Here is a 17414-nt window from a genome sequence, read left to right on the forward strand (position 1 = left end):
CAGTCCTTTAGGCAAGGAGTTAATTGTCGTGGCTAAAGAAAAATTTGATCGTTCCCTACCGCACGTAAACGTTGGCACCATCGGCCACGTTGACCACGGTAAAACCACTCTGACCGCTGCTCTGACTCGCGTCTGCTCCGAAGTTTTCGGTTCGGCCGTAGTTGAATTCGACAAGATCGACAGCGCACCAGAAGAAAAAGCTCGTGGTATCACCATCAACACCGCGCACGTTGAATACAACTCGCTGATCCGTCACTACGCTCACGTTGACTGCCCAGGTCACGCTGACTATGTGAAGAACATGATCACCGGTGCTGCCCAGATGGACGGCGCGATCCTGGTTTGCTCGGCCGCTGATGGTCCGATGCCACAAACCCGTGAGCACATCCTGCTGTCCCGTCAGGTAGGCGTTCCGTACATCGTGGTTTTCCTGAACAAGGCTGACCTGGTAGACGACGCTGAGCTGCTGGAACTGGTTGAGATGGAAGTGCGCGATCTGCTGAGCACTTACGACTTCCCAGGCGACGACACTCCGATCATCATCGGTTCTGCTCGTATGGCTCTGGAAGGCAAAGACGACAACGAAATGGGTACTACCGCTGTTAAGAAGCTGGTAGAAACTCTGGACAGCTACATCCCAGAGCCAGTTCGTCTGACCGACAAGCCGTTCCTGATGCCAATCGAAGACGTGTTCTCGATCTCTGGTCGCGGTACTGTTGTGACTGGTCGTATCGAGCGCGGTATCGTTCGCGTTCAAGATCCGCTGGAAATCGTTGGTCTGCGTGACACCACCACCACCACCTGCACCGGTGTTGAGATGTTCCGCAAGCTGCTCGACGAAGGTCGTGCTGGCGAGAACTGCGGCGTTCTGCTGCGTGGCACCAAGCGTGACGACGTTGAGCGTGGTCAGGTTCTGGTTAAGCCAGGTTCGGTTAAGCCGCACACCAAGTTCACCGCAGAAGTTTACGTTCTGAGCAAGGAAGAAGGCGGTCGTCACACTCCGTTCTTCAAAGGCTACCGTCCACAGTTCTACTTCCGTACTACTGACGTGACTGGTAACTGCCAGCTGCCAGAAGGCGTTGAAATGGTAATGCCAGGCGATAACATCCAGATGGAAGTTACCCTGATCAAGACCATCGCAATGGAAGACGGTCTGCGCTTCGCTATTCGTGAAGGCGGCCGTACCGTTGGTGCTGGTGTTGTAGCTAAAATCATCGAGTAAGCATCTCTTCTGAGATAGCTTCGATGCTTTGAAAAGCCCCCGCTCAGCGGGGGCTTTTTTATTGGGTTGACACCTATCTGGGGCGTCTATAGAATTGCGCCTCCTTTTAACGGGTGCATTGCGCCCGGTGGGAATAGCAGCCGGAGTCTGAAATCCAATGCAAAATCAGCAAATCCGTATCAGGTTGAAGGCTTTTGACCATCGCCTGATCGACCAATCCACCCAGGAAATCGTGGAAACCGCGAAACGTACTGGTGCTCAAGTGCGTGGTCCAATTCCACTGCCTACCCGTAAAGAGCGGTTCACCGTTCTGGTCTCCCCGCACGTCAACAAAGACGCGCGTGACCAGTACGAGATCCGTACTCATAAGCGCGTACTGGACATCGTCCAGCCAACGGATAAAACCGTTGATGCACTTATGAAGCTCGATCTGGCGGCCGGTGTGGAAGTACAGATCAGCCTCGGCTAAGACTTGGGTCTTAGTCGTGTAACGCTCTGAAATGGGCGGCCATAGCGGGTGAAAGCCCCGTACACTCATGAGGTTTACAACATGACTATTGGTGTAGTCGGTCGTAAATGCGGTATGACCCGTATTTTCACCGAAGAAGGTGTCTCCATTCCGGTCACGGTCATTGAGATCGAGCCGAATCGCGTCACCCAGTTCAAAACTGAAGAAACCGATGGCTATCGTGCAGTGCAAGTCACTGTCGGCGAGCGTCGTGCTTCGCGCGTGACTGCTGCTCAAGCAGGTCACTTCGCTAAAGCAAACGTTGCAGCTGGTCGTACTGTCATGGAGTTCCGTCTCGAAGACGGCGACTACCAGGCTGGCGATCTGATCAACGCTGAAATCTTCGCCGCTGGTCAACTGGTTGATGTAACCGGTCAGTCCAAGGGTAAAGGCTTCCAGGGTACGATCAAGCGTTGGAATTTCCGTGGCCAAGACAACACTCACGGTAACTCCGTTTCCCACCGCGTCCCGGGCTCTATTGGCCAGTGCCAGACTCCTGGTCGTGTATTCAAGGGCAAGAAAATGTCCGGTCATATGGGCGCTGAGCGCGTGACCGTGCAGTCCCTCGAAGTAGTGCGCGTCGACGCTGAACGCAATCTGTTGTTGGTCAAGGGTGCTGTTCCTGGCGCTACTGGCGGCAACCTGGTTGTACGTCCAGCGGCCAAGGCTCGCGGTTAAGGGGAAGCTGACATGCAATTAAATGTAAATGACGCTCAAGCGATCGAAGTTTCCGAACTGACATTTGGCGGCGAATTCAACGAGACGCTGGTTCACCAAGCAGTCGTGGCCTACATGGCCGGCGGCCGTCAAGGTAGCAAGCAGCAAAAGACCCGTTCCGACGTTCGTGGTGGCGGTAAGCGCCCTTGGCGTCAGAAAGGTACTGGCCGTGCTCGTGCCGGTACTATCCGTAGCCCAATCTGGCGTGGCGGCGGTACCACTTTCGCAGCTCGTCCGCAGGATCACTCGCAGAAGCTCAACAAGAAGATGTACCGCGCAGCTCTGCGCTCCATCCTTGCTGAACTCGTGCGTACCGACCGTCTGGTCGTGGTTCAGGACTTCGCTGTTGAAAGCCCGAAAACCAAAGATCTGCTGGGCAAACTGAACAACATGAGCCTGACCGACGTTTTGATCGTGTCGGAAGCTGTTGATCAGAACCTGTACCTGGCTGCTCGTAACCTGCCACACGTTGATGTACGTGACGTGCAAGGTTCCGATCCAGTTAGTCTGATCGCATACGACAAGGTGTTGATCACCGTGTCGGCCGTGAAGAAATTCGAGGAGCTGCTGGGATGAACCAGGAACGCGTATTTAAAGTTCTGCTTGGCCCGCACGTTTCCGAAAAGGCTACGGTTCTGGCTGACAAGAAAGGCCAGTTCGTTTTCAAGGTTGCAACTGACGCAACCAAGCTGGAAATCAAGAAGGCCGTCGAAAGCCTGTTCAGCGTGAAAGTAGAGCGTGTTACTACCCTGAACGTTCTGGGTAAGAGCAAGCGCACTGCTCGCGGTCTGGGCAAGCGTAATGACTGGAAGAAGGCAGTTATCTCCCTTCAGCCAGGCCAAGATCTCGATTTCAGCAGCAGTGCTGAGTAAGGAAGGGGTGCATCATGGCAATCGTTAAATGCAAACCGACTTCCCCTGGCCGCCGTTTTGTGGTCAAGGTGGTCAACCAGGAGCTGCATAAAGGCGCTCCTCACGCACCGCTGCTCGAGAAGAAATCGAAGTCTGGTGGTCGTAACAACAATGGTCGTATTACCACTCGTCACATCGGTGGTGGCCATAAGCAGCATTATCGTCTGGTCGACTTCCGTCGCAACGACAAAGATGGCATCGCTGCCACTGTCGAGCGTATCGAATACGATCCAAACCGTACTGCTCACATCGCTCTGCTGCTGTACGCAGATGGCGAGCGTCGCTACATCATCGCCCCTAAAGGCGTGAGCGCTGGCGACCAGCTGATCGCAGGTGCTCTGGCACCGATCAAGCCGGGCAACGCTCTGCAACTGCGCAACATTCCAGTTGGTAGCACCGTACACGGCATCGAATTGAAGCCAGGTAAAGGCGCGCAAATCGCTCGTTCCGCTGGTGCTTCGGCTCAGCTGATCGCTCGTGAAGGTGTCTACGTGACCCTGCGTCTGCGTTCTGGTGAGATGCGTAAAGTGCTGGCTGAATGCCGTGCGACCCTGGGCGAAGTCTCGAACTCCGAGCACAGCCTGCGTTCGTTGGGTAAAGCTGGTGCCAAACGCTGGCGTGGCGTTCGCCCAACCGTTCGTGGTGTTGCCATGAACCCGGTTGACCACCCACACGGTGGTGGTGAAGGTCGTACCTCTGGTGGTCGTCATCCGGTATCGCCATGGGGCTTCCCGACTAAGGGCGCGAAGACTCGTGGTAATAAGCGTACCGACAAAATGATCGTCCGTCGTCGCAAGTAAATAGAGGGATACGACAGTGCCACGTTCTCTGAAAAAAGGTCCTTTTATTGATCTTCACCTACTGAAGAAGATCGAAGTGGCGGCGGAAAAGAACGATCGCAAACCAGTTAAGACCTGGTCGCGTCGTTCGATGATCCTGCCACAAATGGTCGGTCTGACCATCGCAGTACACAACGGTCGTCAACACGTCCCAGTTCTCGTTAACGAAGACATGGTCGGCCACAAACTGGGCGAGTTCGCCGGTACCCGCACTTATCGTGGGCACGTGGCAGACAAGAAAGCCAAGCGTTAAGGGGTTAGGAAATGGAAGTAGCCGCTAAGTTGTCGGGCGCTCGAATCTCCGCCCAGAAAGCCCGCTTGGTCGCCGACCAGATCCGCGGGAAGAAGGTGGGCGAAGCGCTCAACCTGTTGGCTTTCAGCAGTAAGAAAGCCGCCGAGATCATGAAGAAAGTGCTGGAGTCGGCCGTAGCCAACGCCGAGCATAACGAAGGCGCAGACGTTGATGACCTGAAAGTCAGCACCGTTTTCGTTAACGAAGGGCGTTCGCTGAAGCGCATCATGCCACGTGCCAAAGGCCGTGCTGATCGCATCGTCAAGCGGTCTTGCCATATCACTGTCAAGGTTGCTGACAAGTAACGGAGTCGAAGAGATGGGTCAGAAAGTACATCCCATTGGCATTCGCCTGGGAATCGTCAAGGAGCACACCTCCGTCTGGTACGCAGACGGTCGGACTTATGCGGACTACTTGTTCGCTGATCTGAAGGTGCGTGAGTATCTCCAAGACAAACTAAAAAGCGCGTCCGTAAGCCGTATCGATATCCATCGTCCGGCCCAAACTGCACGTATCACCATCCACACCGCTCGTCCAGGTATCGTTATCGGGAAGAAAGGTGAAGATGTTGAGAAACTGCGTCAGGACCTGACCAAGCAAATGGGTGTGCCTGTGCACATCAATATCGAAGAGATCCGCAAGCCGGAGCTCGACGGTATGCTGGTTGCGCAGAGCGTAGCTCAGCAGCTGGAGCGTCGCGTAATGTTCCGTCGCGCTATGAAGCGTGCCGTACAGAACGCAATGCGCATTGGTGCCAAAGGCATCAAAATCCAAGTGAGCGGTCGTCTCGGCGGTGCTGAAATCGCACGTACTGAATGGTATCGCGAAGGTCGTGTGCCACTGCACACCCTGCGTGCCGACATCGACTATGCCAACTACGAAGCTCACACCACTTACGGTGTGATCGGTGTAAAGGTTTGGATCTTCAAAGGCGAAGTAATTGGTGGTCGCCAAGAAGAACTGAAACCACAAGCACCAGCGCCTCGTAAAAAAGCTGCTAAGTAAGGGGTACGCCAAATGTTGCAACCTAAGCGTACGAAGTTCCGCAAGCAGATGACAGGCCACAACCGTGGTCTGGCTCAGCGCGGTAGCAAAGTCAGCTTCGGCGAGTTCGCGCTGAAGTCTGTAGCTCGTGGTCGTCTCACCGCTCGTCAGATCGAGTCAGCGCGTCGTGCTCTGACCCGTCACGTAAAACGTGGTGGCAAGATCTGGATCCGTGTATTCCCGGACAAGCCGATTTCCAAAAAACCTCTCGAGGTTCGTATGGGTAAAGGTAAGGGTAACGTGGAATACTGGGTTGCCCAGATTCAGCCAGGCAAAGTCCTGTATGAAATCGAGGGTGTTTCTGAAGAGCTGGCGCGTGAGGCTTTCGCCCTGGCTGCTGCAAAGCTGCCGCTCGCCACCTCCTTTGTTAAACGGACGGTGATGTGATGAAAGCGAATGAACTTCGTGAAAAATCCGCACAGCAGCTGAACGAGCAACTGCTCGGCCTGCTGCGCGACCAGTTCAATCTGCGTATGCAGAAAGCAACTGGCCAGTTGGGGCAGTCTCATCTGCTCTCGCAAGTTAAGCGTGACATCGCTCGCGTGAAGACTGTGCTCAACCAGCAGGCAGGTAAGTGATCATGGCTGAAGCCGAAAAGACTGTCCGTACGCTGACTGGCCGTGTTGTCAGCGACAAGATGGACAAAACCATCACCGTTCTGATCGAGCGTCGCGTTAAGCACCCGATCTACGGTAAATATGTTAAGCGTTCGACTAAGCTGCACGCGCACGACGAAACCAATCAGTGCCACATCGGCGACAAAGTCACTATTCGTGAAACTCGTCCGCTGGCCAAGACCAAGTCTTGGGCGCTGGTTGATGTTCTCGAACGCGCTGTGGAAGTCTAAGGACTAGGGGTCGGAGAAATTATATGATTCAGACTCAATCCATGCTCGATGTGGCCGATAACAGCGGCGCTCGCCGCGTTATGTGCATCAAGGTGCTGGGTGGCTCCCATCGTCGTTACGCTGGTATCGGTGACATCATCAAAGTTACCGTGAAGGAAGCAATTCCTCGCGGTAAGGTGAAAAAAGGCCAAGTGATGACTGCTGTTGTAGTCCGCACTCGTCACGGCGTACGCCGTGCAGATGGCTCCATTATCCGCTTTGATGGCAACGCTGCTGTTCTTCTGAACAACAAGCAAGAGCCGATCGGCACCCGTATCTTTGGGCCAGTGACCCGTGAACTTCGTACTGAGAAGTTCATGAAGATCGTCTCGCTCGCCCCAGAAGTGCTGTAAGGAGATCCGACATGCAAAAGATTCGTCGTGACGACGAGATCATCGTGATCGCCGGCAAAGACAAAGGTAAGCGCGGTAAGGTGCTGAAGGTTCTCGCTGACGACCGTCTGGTCGTTGGTGGTCTGAACCTGGTCAAGCGTCATACCAAGCCTAACCCGATGTCGGGCGTACAGGGCGGTATCGTCGAGAAAGAAGCGCCACTGCACGCTTCTAACGTCGCCATCTTCAACGGCGAAACCAACAAGGCTGATCGCGTTGGTTTCAAAGTAGAAGACGGTAAGAAAATTCGTGTCTTCAAGTCGACCCAAAAAGCGGTTGATGCTTGAACACTGCTAGGTAGATAAGACCATGGCACGACTACAAGAGATTTACCGGAAGGAAATCGCCCCTAAGCTTAAGGAAGAACTTAAGCTTGGGAACGTGATGGAAGTTCCGCGCGTTACCAAAATCACCCTGAACATGGGTCTGGGCGAAGCGATCGGCGACAAAAAAGTCATCGAGCACGCTGTTGCTGACCTGGAAAAGATCACCGGCCAAAAAGTCGTTGTGACCTACGCTCGGAAATCCATCGCTGGCTTTAAAGTCCGTGAAGGTTGGCCGATCGGCGTCAAGGTAACTCTGCGCCGTGAGCGTATGTACGAATTCCTGGATCGTCTGCTGTCGATCTCCCTGCCTCGGGTTCGCGACTTCCGCGGCCTGAATGCCAAGTCCTTCGATGGTCGTGGTAACTACAGCATGGGCGTGAAAGAGCAGATCATCTTCCCGGAAATCGACTACGACAAGATCGATGCTCTCCGCGGTCTGGACATCACCCTGACCACCACTGCCAAGAACGATGATGAAGGTCGCGCCCTGCTGCGTGCTTTCAAATTCCCGTTCCGCAACTGATTGGAGTAGGACCATGGCCAAGATGAGCATGAAAAACCGCGAGCTGAAGCGTCAGCTCACGGTTGCCAAGTACGCCAAGAAGCGTGCAGCACTGAAAGCAATCATCGTTGATCTGAACGCAAGTCCAGAAGCGCGTTGGGAAGCTACAGTTGCCCTGCAGAAGCAGCCACGTGACGCAAGCGCTTCGCGCATGCGTAACCGCTGCCGCCTGACCGGTCGTCCACACGGCGTTTACCGCAAGTTCGGCCTCGGCCGTAACAAACTGCGTGAAGCGGCAATGCGTGGTGACGTACCAGGTCTGGTTAAAGCCAGCTGGTAAGTACTTTCAAAGTCCAGGTGGTTGGCGTCGCAAGATAACGACCACCGGTGACCTTGAATCTGGAACAAGCCCCTTTTGGGGCTTGTTTCATTTCCGGAGTGTGTCTAGAATACCCGGCTCGCCTGAGCCCGTGTTTTCTATGCCCGGAGATTCTCGGCGACATATGTAGCCGCAAGGCTAATTTTTTTGTATTAGGAGCGTCTAGCCCATGAGTATGCAGGACCCGTTAGCGGACATGCTAACTCGTATCCGTAATGCCCAGATGGCTGAAAAGTCCGTCGTAAGCATGCCATCTTCCAAGTTGAAGGTAGCTGTTGCCAAAGTCCTGAAAGACGAAGGCTACATTGCGGGTTATCAGATCAGCAGCGATGTAAAAGCACTGCTGTCCATCGAGCTGAAGTACTTCGAAGGCCGTTCGGTCATCGAGGAAGTGAAGCGCGTTAGCCGTCCAGGCCTGCGTCAGTACAAGTCCGCTGAAGATCTGCCGAAAGTTCGTGGCGGTCTGGGCGTGTCTATCGTCTCCACCAACAAAGGTGTGATGACTGATCGTGCTGCGCGCGCTGCCGGTGTCGGCGGCGAAGTTCTTTGCACTGTGTTCTAAGGGGGGATAAGCATGTCTCGCGTCGCTAAGAACCCCGTTAAGCTGCCAGCCGGTGTCGAAGTCAAATTCGCAGGCCAACAGCTTTCGGTGAAGGGTGCCAAGGGTACTCTTGAACTGAACATCCATTCGTCCGTTGAGATCGTTGAAGAAGCCGGTGAGCTGCGTTTTGCCGCTCGCAATGGCGATCAACAAACTCGCGCAATGGCCGGTACCACGCGTGCGTTGGTAAACAACATGGTCCAAGGCGTAAGCCAAGGCTTCGAGCGTAAGCTCCAGCTGGTCGGTGTTGGTTACAAAGCGCAAGCAAAAGGCACGGTTTTGAACCTGGCCCTTGGCTTCTCGCACCCAGTGGATTACGAACTGCCGGAAGGCATCACCGCTGAGACCCCTAGCCAGACCGATATCCTGATCAAGGGCATCGATAAGCAGCTGGTAGGTCAAGTGGCCGCTGAGATCCGCGACTTCCGTCCACCAGAGCCGTACAAAGGCAAAGGTGTGCGCTACGCGGACGAAGTCGTCCGTCGTAAAGAAGCCAAGAAGAAGTAGGGCATAGCAAATGACCGACAAAAAAGTTACTCGACTGCGTCGCGCTCGCAAAGCACGCCTGAAAATGCACGAACTCGAAGTCGTGCGTCTCTGCGTGTTCCGCTCGTCGCAGCACATCTACGCCCAGGTCATCTCGGCCGACGGCAACAAAGTCCTGGCAAGCGCCTCGACTTTGGATAAAGAACTGCGTGATGGTGCCACCGGCAACATCGACGCGGCCACAAAGGTTGGCCAGCTGGTCGCTACGCGTGCTAAGGCCGCTGGCGTCTCGCAAGTGGCTTTCGACCGCTCTGGCTTCAAGTACCACGGCCGCGTTAAAGCGCTGGCTGATGCTGCTCGTGAAGCTGGGCTGGAGTTCTAAGTTATGTCAAATAACGACCAAAAGCGCGACGAAGGCTACATTGAGAAGCTGGTTCAAGTTAACCGCGTAGCCAAAACCGTTAAAGGCGGCCGTATCTTCACTTTCACCGCGTTGACCGTGGTAGGTGATGGTAAAGGGCGTGTTGGCTTCGGCCGTGGCAAGTCGCGTGAAGTGCCTGCTGCGATCCAGAAGGCAATGGAAGCTGCTCGTCGCAACATGATCCAAGTTGATCTGAACGGCACCACTCTGCAGTACGCAATGAAGTCCGCCCATGGCGCTTCGAAGGTGTACATGCAGCCTGCTTCTGAAGGTACCGGTATCATCGCTGGCGGCGCTATGCGTGCTGTCCTCGAAGTTGCTGGCGTTCAGAACGTTCTGGCCAAGTGCTATGGCTCGACTAACCCAGTAAACGTGGTTCACGCCACTTTCAAGGGTTTGAAAGCTATGCAATCTCCTGAGTCCATCGCTGCCAAGCGTGGCCTGACTGTCAAGGAGATCTTCTGATCATGGCTACCGTTAAAGTAACGCTGATCAAAAGCATGACCGGCCGCATCCCTAACCACAAACTGTGCGTTAAAGGTTTGGGTCTGCGTCGCATCGGTCACACTGTAGAAGTCCAGGATACTCCCGAGAATCGCGGGATGATCAACAAGGCTTACTACATGCTGCGTGTAGAGGGTTAATCGATGAAGCTCAATGATCTGAGTCCAGCGCCGGGTTCCCGTCGCGAAAAGCATCGTCCGGGCCGTGGTATCGGTAGCGGTTTGGGTAAGACTGGTGGCCGTGGTCACAAAGGTCAGACCTCCCGTTCCGGTGGCACCATTGCTCCAGGCTTTGAAGGCGGTCAACAGCCGCTGCATCGTCGCCTGCCTAAGTTCGGTTTCGTATCCCTGAAAGCTATGGACCGCGCAGAAGTGCGTCTGTCCGAGCTGGCTAAAGTGGACGGCGACATCGTTACTCTGCAGACCCTGAAAGATGCCAACGTGATCAACGTCAACGTACAGCGTGTGAAAATCATGCTGTCCGGTGAAGTGGCTCGCGCTGTCACTATCGGCAAGGGAATCGGCGCCACCAAAGGTGCGCGTTCGGCTATCGAAGCAGCTGGCGGCAAGTTCGAGGAATAAATGGCTAAGCAAGGTGCTCTCTCTGCGCTCGGCAAAGGCGGTATGTCTGAACTTTGGGCACGTCTGCGTTTTCTGTTCCTGGCGATTATCGTCTACCGAATAGGCGCACACATCCCGGTTCCAGGTATCAACCCGGACCGACTCGCAGACCTGTTTCGACAGAATGAGGGGACCATTCTTAGCTTGTTCAACATGTTTTCCGGCGGCGCGCTGGAACGGATGAGCATCTTTGCATTGGGGATCATGCCGTACATTTCGGCATCGATCATCATGCAACTGATGACCGCCGTCAGCCCGCAGCTGGAGCAGTTGAAGAAGGAAGGTGAAGCTGGCCGTCGCAAGATTAGCCAGTACACCCGCTACGGCACTGTCGTCCTTGCCCTGGTTCAAGCTATCGGCATGTCCGTTGGCCTGGCAGGGCAGGGCGTTGCGTTCACTGGTGACTTTGGCTTCTATTTCGTCGCGGTATCCACTTTTGTGGCTGGTGCGATGTTCATGATGTGGCTGGGTGAGCAGATTACTGAGCGTGGTGTTGGTAACGGTATCTCGATGTTGATTTTCGCAGGTATCGTCGCCGGTCTTCCGAGGGCAATTGGGCAGTCTTTCGAGTCTGCGCGTCAGGGTGATATCAATATCTTCGCCTTGGTTGCCATCGGTTTGCTGGCAGTAGCGATTATCGGTTTTGTGGTGTTCATTGAGCGTGGCCAGCGTCGTATCGCTGTTCACTACGCCAAGCGTCAGCAGGGCCGTAAGGTTTTTGCTGCGCAGACCAGCCACTTGCCGCTGAAAGTGAATATGGCCGGTGTTATCCCGGCAATTTTCGCGAGCAGCATTTTGCTGTTTCCGGCTTCGTTGGGTACCTGGTTTGGTCAGTCTGAAAATATGGGCTGGCTGCAGGACCTTTCTCAGTCGATCGCTCCTGGTCAGCCGTTGAATATTCTGCTGTTTAGTGCAGGGATTATTTTCTTCTGCTTCTTCTATACGGCGTTGATGTTCAATCCGAAAGACGTAGCGGAAAACCTGAAGAAGTCCGGTGCCTTTATTCCGGGCATCCGTCCAGGTGAGCAGTCGGCACGCTACATTGATGGCGTTCTGACTCGTTTGACCCTGTTCGGTGCTCTATATATGACGGCCGTGTGCCTGTTGCCCCAGTTCCTTGTGGTCGCAGCAAACGTTCCGTTCTACCTTGGCGGGACCTCGTTGCTGATCGTGGTCGTGGTTGTGATGGACTTCATGTCCCAAGTACAATCGCACCTCGTTTCGCACCAGTACGAATCCCTGATGAAGAAAGCCAACCTGAAGGGTTACGGCAGCGGCATGTTGCGCTGAGTACCCATAAGGTTCGAGGAGTTGGTGATGAAAGTTCGTGCATCGGTGAAAAAGCTGTGCCGTAACTGCAAGATTATTCGCCGCGAAGGTGTTGTTCGAGTAATTTGCAGCGCGGAACCGCGTCACAAACAGCGCCAAGGCTGAGTGTGATCCGCTTGAAGCCCGGCAGCTAGTGCGCTGCCGGGTTGATTATTTGTTATTACAGCGATATTATCTCGCGCCCTATTTCTTGGCTTCCGGGGCGTAGGTAGCTGTCAATTGGAGTCCCACTGAATGGCCCGTATTGCAGGCGTTAACATTCCAGATAACAAGCACACTGTTATCTCGCTGACCTACATCTATGGTGTTGGTCGCACTACTGCGCAGAAGATTTGCGCAGTTGCTGGGGTAAACCCAGCCGCTAAGATCAAGGATCTGAGCGACGAGCAGATTGAACAGCTGCGTGGCGAAGTGGCGAAGTTCACCACTGAAGGTGACCTGCGTCGCGAAATCAACATGAAAATCAAGCGTTTGATGGACCTCGGTTGCTATCGCGGTCTGCGTCATCGTCGTGGTCTTCCAGTACGCGGTCAGCGTACCAAGACTAACGCGCGTACCCGTAAAGGTCCGCGTAAGCCGATCCGCAAGTAATCGCCCCAGCGAATCGACAGGAAAATTATCATGGCAAAACCTGCTGCTCGTCCTCGTAAAAAAGTTAAAAAGACAGTGGTTGATGGCATCGCCCACATCCATGCTTCTTTTAACAACACCATCGTGACCATCACCGACCGTCAAGGTAATGCGCTTTCTTGGGCTACCTCTGGTGGTTCGGGTTTCCGCGGTTCCCGCAAGTCCACTCCGTTCGCTGCTCAAGTAGCTGCTGAACGTGCTGGTCAAGCTGCGCTGGAATATGGCCTGAAAAACCTCGACGTTAACGTCAAGGGTCCAGGTCCAGGTCGTGAGTCCGCTGTCCGTGCTTTGAACGGCTGTGGCTATAAGATCGCCAGCATCACCGACGTGACGCCAATCCCGCACAACGGGTGCCGTCCGCCGAAGAAGCGCCGCGTGTAATCCAGGAGATTGTAAAGAATGGCTCGTTACATTGGTCCAAAATGCAAACTCGCTCGTCGCGAGGGCACCGATCTCTTCCTGAAGAGCGGCGTGCGCGCGATCGAATCGAAGTGCAACATTGAAGCAGCACCTGGTATCCACGGCCAACGCCGCGGTCGCCAGTCCGACTACGGCACCCAACTGCGTGAAAAGCAGAAGGTCCGTCGTATCTACGGCGTTCTCGAGCGTCAGTTCAGCGGCTACTACAAAGAAGCTGCTGGCAAGAAAGGTGCAACCGGTGAAAACCTGCTGCAACTGCTCGAATGCCGTCTGGACAACGTTGTATACCGTATGGGCTTTGGTTCGACTCGTGCCGAATCCCGTCAGCTGGTATCGCACAAGTCGATCAGCGTTAACGGTCAGACCGTAAACGTTCCGTCCTACCAGGTTCGTGCTGGTGACGTGGTCGCAGTTCGCGAGAAAGCAAAAAACCAGCTTCGCATTGTCCAAGCTCTCGATCTGTGTGCCCAACGTGGCCGCGTAGAATGGGTAGAAGTAGACACTGAGAAGAAGTCGGGCGTTTTCAAGAACGTTCCTGCTCGCAGTGATCTGTCCGCCGACATCAACGAAAGCCTGATTGTCGAGCTCTACTCCAAGTAAGGGCTAGAAAATAGGTGCATCCATGCAGATTTCGGTAAATGAGTTCCTGACACCCCGCCACATTGATGTGCAGGTTGTCAGTCCAACCCGCGCCAAGATCACTCTCGAGCCTCTCGAGCGTGGTTTTGGCCACACCCTGGGCAACGCGCTGCGCCGCATCCTGTTGTCCTCAATGCCCGGCTGTGCAGTAGTCGAGGCCGAGATTGACGGTGTGCTCCACGAGTACAGCGCCATCGAAGGTGTACAGGAAGACGTAATTGAAATCCTGTTGAACCTTAAAGGTCTGGCTATCAAGCTGCACGGCCGTGACGAAGTTACGCTGACCTTGTCGAAGAAGGGTTCGGGGGTGGTTACCGCTGCCGATATTCAGCTGGATCATGATGTCGAGATCGTTAACCCCGATCACGTAATCGCTAACCTGGCGTCTAACGGCGCCCTGAACATGAAGCTCACCGTAGCTCGTGGTCGTGGTTATGAACCGGCCGACTCGCGTCAGAGCGATGAAGATGAAAGCCGCAGCATTGGTCGCTTGCAGCTTGACTCTTCGTTCAGCCCGGTTCGCCGTATCGCATACGTGGTGGAAAACGCCCGTGTCGAACAGCGTACCAACCTGGACAAGCTGGTTATTGATCTGGAAACCAACGGTACTCTGGACCCGGAAGAGGCTATCCGCCGCGCTGCAACCATTCTGCAACAGCAGTTGGCTGCGTTCGTCGACCTCAAAGGTGACAGCGAACCAGTGGTAATCGAGCAGGAAGACGAGATCGATCCGATCCTGCTTCGCCCGGTTGACGATCTGGAACTGACTGTACGTTCGGCTAACTGCCTTAAGGCGGAAAACATTTACTACATCGGCGACCTGATTCAGCGTACCGAAGTAGAACTGTTGAAGACTCCGAACCTGGGCAAGAAATCCTTGACTGAAATCAAGGACGTTCTGGCCTCCCGCGGTCTGTCCCTCGGCATGCGCCTCGACAACTGGCCGCCTGCAAGTCTTAAGAAGGACGACAAGGCGACTGCCTGATCGTCGTAATCACCGAACGTGAGTTTGGTAAGGAATGAACCATGCGTCATCGTAAAAGTGGTCGTCACCTGAGCCGTACCAGCTCGCACCGCAAGGCCATGTTCCAAAACATGGCGGTGTCGCTGTTCGAGCACGAGCTGATCAAAACTACACTGCCGAAAGCTAAAGAACTGCGTCGCGTTGCTGAGCCGCTGATCACTTTGGCCAAGACAGACAGCCTGGCTAACCGCCGTCTGGCTTTCGACCGTACTCGTTCGAAAGCTATCGTTGGTAAGCTCTTCAACGACCTGGGCAAGCGTTACGCTACCCGTGAGGGTGGCTACCTGCGCATCCTCAAGTGCGGTTTCCGCGCTGGCGACAACGCGCCTATGGCGTACGTCGAGTTGGTTGATCGTGCTACTGCTGGCGAAGCTGTAAGCGCCGAGTAAGACGACAAGCTGTAATAAAAAACCGGGCCTAGTGCCCGGTTTTTTTGTGCGTGTAAAAAGCGCGTTGGATACAAGTTTCCACAGGTGGCTCTTGGCACTATAGGGCTGGGGAGGTTGTTAGTAATTTTCTATTGATGCTTACGATTTAATGAATTTGTAGACGTCATATTGATGGTCAATACTTCCACCAAGCCGATTAGCCAGCAGTTCCAAGTCCGACCTGAGGAAATTGAATATGAGCCAGAACAAAATCCTTACTACCGCCAGCGGCGCCCCCGTCGCGGATAACCAGAATTCCCGTTCCGCAGGCCCGCGTGGCCCGTTGCTGCTTGATGATTTTCATCTGATCGAGAAGCTCGCTCACTTCAACCGCGAAAACATTCCTGAGCGTCGTGTGCACGCCAAGGGCTCGGGCGCTTATGGCACCTTCACCGTTACCAAAGACATCACCCAATACACCAGTGCCAAACTGTTCGAGTCCGTGGGCAAGCAGACCCCCACCTTCTTGCGGTTTTCCACCGTAGGGGGTGAGCGTGGTTCGGCTGATACCGAGCGCGATCCACGGGGCTTCGCCCTGAAGTTCTACACCGAAGAAGGCAACTGGGACATTGTGGGTAACAACACTCCGGTGTTCTTCATCCGTGACCCGCTGAAGTTCCCGGACTTCATCCATACCCAAAAGCGTTTGCCGCAAAGCAACCTGAAAAGCGCACAAATGATGTGGGACTTCTGGTCGCACTCTCCTGAGGCGCTGCACCAGGTCACCATCCTGTTTTCGGATCGTGGTATTCCTGACGGCTACCGTCACATGCACGGTTTTGGTAGCCACACCTACAGTCTGATCAATGCCAAGGGCGAACGTCACTGGGTCAAATGGCATTACAAGACCCGGCAGGGCATCAAGAACCTGGCGCCGGCCGAGGCGGCTCGCTTGGCAGGTACCGACCCTGATTACGCCCAGCGTGATCTGTTCGGTGCGATCGAGCGTGGAGACTTCCCAAAATGGCGTGTCTGCATCCAGATCATGACCGAGGCCCAGGCCAACGCTCACTATGAGAACCCGTTCGATGTGACTAAAACCTGGTCGCAGAAGGAATTCCCGCTGATCGAAGTCGGCGAACTGGAACTGAATCGCAACCCGCAAAACTACTTCGCTGAAGTGGAACAAGCCGCATTCGGCCCAAGCAATATGGTGCCAGGCGTTGGTTTGTCGCCAGACCGTATGCTGCAAGGTCGCGTGTTTGCCTACGCTGATGCCCACCGCTACCGCGTTGGAACCAACCACCAGCAATTGCCGGTGAATGCTCCACGCAGCCCGGTTAATAGCTACCAGCGCGATGGCTCAATGGCTTTTGGCAGCAACGGCGGCGCAACGCCCAACTACGAGCCAAACAGCTACGCCGATGCGCCGAAACAAGCCCCTCAGTACGCGGAGCCGGCTTTGGCATTGAGTGGTGCGGCTGACCGTTACGATCACCGTGAAGACACGGATTACTACAGCCACGCCGGTGCGCTGTTCCGCCTGATGAACGATGAGCAGAAAGCATTGCTCACCAACAATATCGCCGGTGCGATGGGTGGCGTTTCCAGCGATGTGGTCCAGCGTCAACTGCAGCACTTCTACAAGGCAGATCCTGCTTATGGAGAAGCAATCGCAAAGGCACTGGGTGTATCGCTTAACTGACTCTAAACGATAAGCAGAACCGCCCTCATTTGGGCGGTTTTTGCGTTATTTCAGCTACTTTTCTCGGAATATCTTCACTTTTCTGCCGTTAGTCCCGTGACCTTCGAGTCATCATGGTTCAAACTACAAACTTTCAAGCAGGGAGATGTAGGGCGATGCAAGGTCACCCCGACGTAATCGATTACCTCAACACGTTGCTGACGGGCGAACTGGCAGCTCGTGACCAATATTTCATCCATTCGCGCATGTACGAAGACTGGGGCTTTACCGAGCTCTATGAGCGTATCAACCACGAAATGGAAGAAGAGGCACAGCACGCCGACGCACTGATGCGCCGTATCCTGATGCTCGAAGGCACGCCGCGCATGCGTCCCGACGATCTGGATGTGGGTACCACGGTGCCGGATATGCTCGCCGCCGACCTTCGTCTCGAATACAAGGTACGTGCTGCGCTATGCAAGGGCATCGAGCTCTGTGAGCAGCACAACGACTATGTCACCCGCGAGATCCTGCGGGTGCAGTTGAATGACACCGAAGAAGACCACACCTACTGGCTGGAAAAGCAGTTGGGCCTGATCAAGTTGGTAGGCCTGGAGAATTACCTGCAATCGCAGTTCTGATTCACCGGCCATGAAAAAGCCCCTGTCAC

General features: G+C 54.6%; 31 protein-coding genes. All 31 read left to right on the forward strand.

The annotated features are described in order from the left end of the window. Positions 1–28 precede the first annotated feature (28 nt). Complete coding sequence (gene tuf / locus ACQRBT_RS26660) at positions 29–1222, forward strand: elongation factor Tu (RefSeq protein WP_060755286.1); 1194 nt, start codon at positions 29–31, stop codon at positions 1220–1222. A gap of 157 nt (positions 1223–1379) precedes the next feature. Continuing rightward, positions 1380–1691: a 30S ribosomal protein S10 gene (gene rpsJ, locus ACQRBT_RS26665; protein ID WP_003186070.1), complete on the forward strand. Its 312-nt coding sequence runs from the start codon at positions 1380–1382 to the stop codon at positions 1689–1691. A gap of 81 nt (positions 1692–1772) precedes the next feature. Then, the gene (rplC, locus tag ACQRBT_RS26670) at positions 1773–2408 is read left to right on the forward strand and encodes a 50S ribosomal protein L3 (protein WP_003194649.1); all 636 of its coding nucleotides are present in this window, start codon (positions 1773–1775) and stop codon (positions 2406–2408) included. A gap of 12 nt (positions 2409–2420) precedes the next feature. Then, complete coding sequence (gene rplD, locus ACQRBT_RS26675) at positions 2421–3023, forward strand: 50S ribosomal protein L4 (RefSeq protein WP_003176424.1); 603 nt, start codon at positions 2421–2423, stop codon at positions 3021–3023. After that, the gene (rplW, locus tag ACQRBT_RS26680) at positions 3020–3319 is read left to right on the forward strand and encodes a 50S ribosomal protein L23 (RefSeq protein WP_002555488.1); all 300 of its coding nucleotides are present in this window, start codon (positions 3020–3022) and stop codon (positions 3317–3319) included. The genes rplD and rplW overlap by 4 nt, the downstream gene beginning before the upstream one ends. A gap of 14 nt (positions 3320–3333) precedes the next feature. Beyond that, positions 3334–4158 (forward strand): 50S ribosomal protein L2, encoded by an 825-nt coding sequence (rplB, locus tag ACQRBT_RS26685; RefSeq protein WP_003186055.1) that lies wholly within the window; start codon positions 3334–3336, stop codon positions 4156–4158. A 16-nt stretch (positions 4159–4174) separates the two neighbouring features. Beyond that, entirely contained in the window at positions 4175–4450 is a 276-nt protein-coding gene (rpsS, locus tag ACQRBT_RS26690; RefSeq protein WP_002555486.1) for a 30S ribosomal protein S19, read from the forward strand. An 11-nt stretch (positions 4451–4461) separates the two neighbouring features. Next, positions 4462–4794: a 50S ribosomal protein L22 gene (gene rplV / locus ACQRBT_RS26695; RefSeq protein ID WP_003103908.1), complete on the forward strand. Its 333-nt coding sequence runs from the start codon at positions 4462–4464 to the stop codon at positions 4792–4794. 13 nt (positions 4795–4807) lie between these two features. Beyond that, positions 4808–5494, forward strand: coding sequence for a 30S ribosomal protein S3 (gene rpsC / locus ACQRBT_RS26700; protein ID WP_003176422.1), 687 nt, complete (start codon positions 4808–4810; stop codon positions 5492–5494). A 12-nt stretch (positions 5495–5506) separates the two neighbouring features. After that, positions 5507–5920 (forward strand): 50S ribosomal protein L16, encoded by a 414-nt coding sequence (gene rplP / locus ACQRBT_RS26705; protein ID WP_003176421.1) that lies wholly within the window; start codon positions 5507–5509, stop codon positions 5918–5920. Then, the gene (rpmC, locus tag ACQRBT_RS26710) at positions 5920–6111 is read left to right on the forward strand and encodes a 50S ribosomal protein L29 (protein WP_002555481.1); all 192 of its coding nucleotides are present in this window, start codon (positions 5920–5922) and stop codon (positions 6109–6111) included. Before rplP ends, rpmC begins: the two co-directional genes overlap by 1 nt. Before the next feature lie 2 nt (positions 6112–6113). Further along, on the forward strand, positions 6114–6380 hold the full coding sequence (rpsQ, locus tag ACQRBT_RS26715; RefSeq protein ID WP_003176419.1) for a 30S ribosomal protein S17: 267 nt from the start codon (positions 6114–6116) through the stop codon (positions 6378–6380). Between the two features lie 23 nt (positions 6381–6403). Further along, entirely contained in the window at positions 6404–6772 is a 369-nt protein-coding gene (gene rplN, locus ACQRBT_RS26720) for a 50S ribosomal protein L14 (protein WP_002555479.1), read from the forward strand. 11 nt (positions 6773–6783) lie between these two features. Further along, positions 6784–7098 (forward strand): 50S ribosomal protein L24, encoded by a 315-nt coding sequence (gene rplX, locus ACQRBT_RS26725; RefSeq protein WP_007896770.1) that lies wholly within the window; start codon positions 6784–6786, stop codon positions 7096–7098. Between the two features lie 22 nt (positions 7099–7120). After that, a complete protein-coding gene (rplE, locus tag ACQRBT_RS26730; RefSeq protein WP_003194642.1) occupies positions 7121–7660 on the forward strand; it encodes a 50S ribosomal protein L5 in 540 nt (179 codons plus the stop codon). A gap of 13 nt (positions 7661–7673) precedes the next feature. Continuing rightward, positions 7674–7979: a 30S ribosomal protein S14 gene (gene rpsN, locus ACQRBT_RS26735; RefSeq protein WP_003176414.1), complete on the forward strand. Its 306-nt coding sequence runs from the start codon at positions 7674–7676 to the stop codon at positions 7977–7979. Between the two features lie 208 nt (positions 7980–8187). Then, positions 8188–8580 carry a 30S ribosomal protein S8 gene (rpsH, locus tag ACQRBT_RS26740; protein WP_010206883.1) on the forward strand — a complete coding sequence of 131 codons (393 nt, stop codon included), beginning with the start codon at positions 8188–8190 and terminating at the stop codon, positions 8578–8580. Positions 8581–8592: 12 nt separating this feature from the next. Further along, a complete protein-coding gene (gene rplF / locus ACQRBT_RS26745; protein ID WP_003176412.1) occupies positions 8593–9126 on the forward strand; it encodes a 50S ribosomal protein L6 in 534 nt (177 codons plus the stop codon). A gap of 10 nt (positions 9127–9136) precedes the next feature. Further along, complete coding sequence (gene rplR / locus ACQRBT_RS26750) at positions 9137–9487, forward strand: 50S ribosomal protein L18 (protein ID WP_003186037.1); 351 nt, start codon at positions 9137–9139, stop codon at positions 9485–9487. 3 nt (positions 9488–9490) lie between these two features. Beyond that, entirely contained in the window at positions 9491–9991 is a 501-nt protein-coding gene (gene rpsE / locus ACQRBT_RS26755) for a 30S ribosomal protein S5 (protein WP_003176409.1), read from the forward strand. Between the two features lie 2 nt (positions 9992–9993). After that, positions 9994–10170, forward strand: coding sequence for a 50S ribosomal protein L30 (gene rpmD / locus ACQRBT_RS26760; RefSeq protein ID WP_003176408.1), 177 nt, complete (start codon positions 9994–9996; stop codon positions 10168–10170). 3 nt (positions 10171–10173) lie between these two features. Beyond that, positions 10174–10611, forward strand: coding sequence for a 50S ribosomal protein L15 (gene rplO, locus ACQRBT_RS26765; RefSeq protein ID WP_060755285.1), 438 nt, complete (start codon positions 10174–10176; stop codon positions 10609–10611). Continuing rightward, positions 10612–11940 (forward strand): preprotein translocase subunit SecY, encoded by a 1329-nt coding sequence (secY, locus tag ACQRBT_RS26770; protein WP_016969470.1) that lies wholly within the window; start codon positions 10612–10614, stop codon positions 11938–11940. A 27-nt stretch (positions 11941–11967) separates the two neighbouring features. Beyond that, positions 11968–12084 carry a 50S ribosomal protein L36 gene (gene rpmJ / locus ACQRBT_RS26775; protein ID WP_002555468.1) on the forward strand — a complete coding sequence of 39 codons (117 nt, stop codon included), beginning with the start codon at positions 11968–11970 and terminating at the stop codon, positions 12082–12084. A gap of 129 nt (positions 12085–12213) precedes the next feature. After that, the gene (gene rpsM, locus ACQRBT_RS26780) at positions 12214–12570 is read left to right on the forward strand and encodes a 30S ribosomal protein S13 (protein WP_003194635.1); all 357 of its coding nucleotides are present in this window, start codon (positions 12214–12216) and stop codon (positions 12568–12570) included. A 30-nt stretch (positions 12571–12600) separates the two neighbouring features. After that, on the forward strand, positions 12601–12990 hold the full coding sequence (rpsK, locus tag ACQRBT_RS26785; RefSeq protein WP_002555466.1) for a 30S ribosomal protein S11: 390 nt from the start codon (positions 12601–12603) through the stop codon (positions 12988–12990). Positions 12991–13008: 18 nt separating this feature from the next. Beyond that, the gene (gene rpsD, locus ACQRBT_RS26790) at positions 13009–13629 is read left to right on the forward strand and encodes a 30S ribosomal protein S4 (RefSeq protein WP_003176404.1); all 621 of its coding nucleotides are present in this window, start codon (positions 13009–13011) and stop codon (positions 13627–13629) included. A gap of 22 nt (positions 13630–13651) precedes the next feature. Beyond that, complete coding sequence (locus tag ACQRBT_RS26795; RefSeq protein WP_003176403.1) at positions 13652–14653, forward strand: DNA-directed RNA polymerase subunit alpha; 1002 nt, start codon at positions 13652–13654, stop codon at positions 14651–14653. Positions 14654–14694: 41 nt separating this feature from the next. Next, entirely contained in the window at positions 14695–15081 is a 387-nt protein-coding gene (gene rplQ, locus ACQRBT_RS26800) for a 50S ribosomal protein L17 (RefSeq protein ID WP_003176402.1), read from the forward strand. Between the two features lie 235 nt (positions 15082–15316). Beyond that, positions 15317–16765: a catalase gene (locus tag ACQRBT_RS26805; RefSeq protein WP_060755284.1), complete on the forward strand. Its 1449-nt coding sequence runs from the start codon at positions 15317–15319 to the stop codon at positions 16763–16765. 155 nt (positions 16766–16920) lie between these two features. Then, positions 16921–17385: a bacterioferritin gene (gene bfr, locus ACQRBT_RS26810; RefSeq protein ID WP_015886133.1), complete on the forward strand. Its 465-nt coding sequence runs from the start codon at positions 16921–16923 to the stop codon at positions 17383–17385. Positions 17386–17414 lie beyond the last annotated feature (29 nt).

Source organism: Pseudomonas sp. R19M, assembly GCF_050312585.1.
Classification (GTDB): Bacteria; Pseudomonadota; Gammaproteobacteria; order Pseudomonadales; family Pseudomonadaceae; genus Aquipseudomonas; species Aquipseudomonas palleroniana.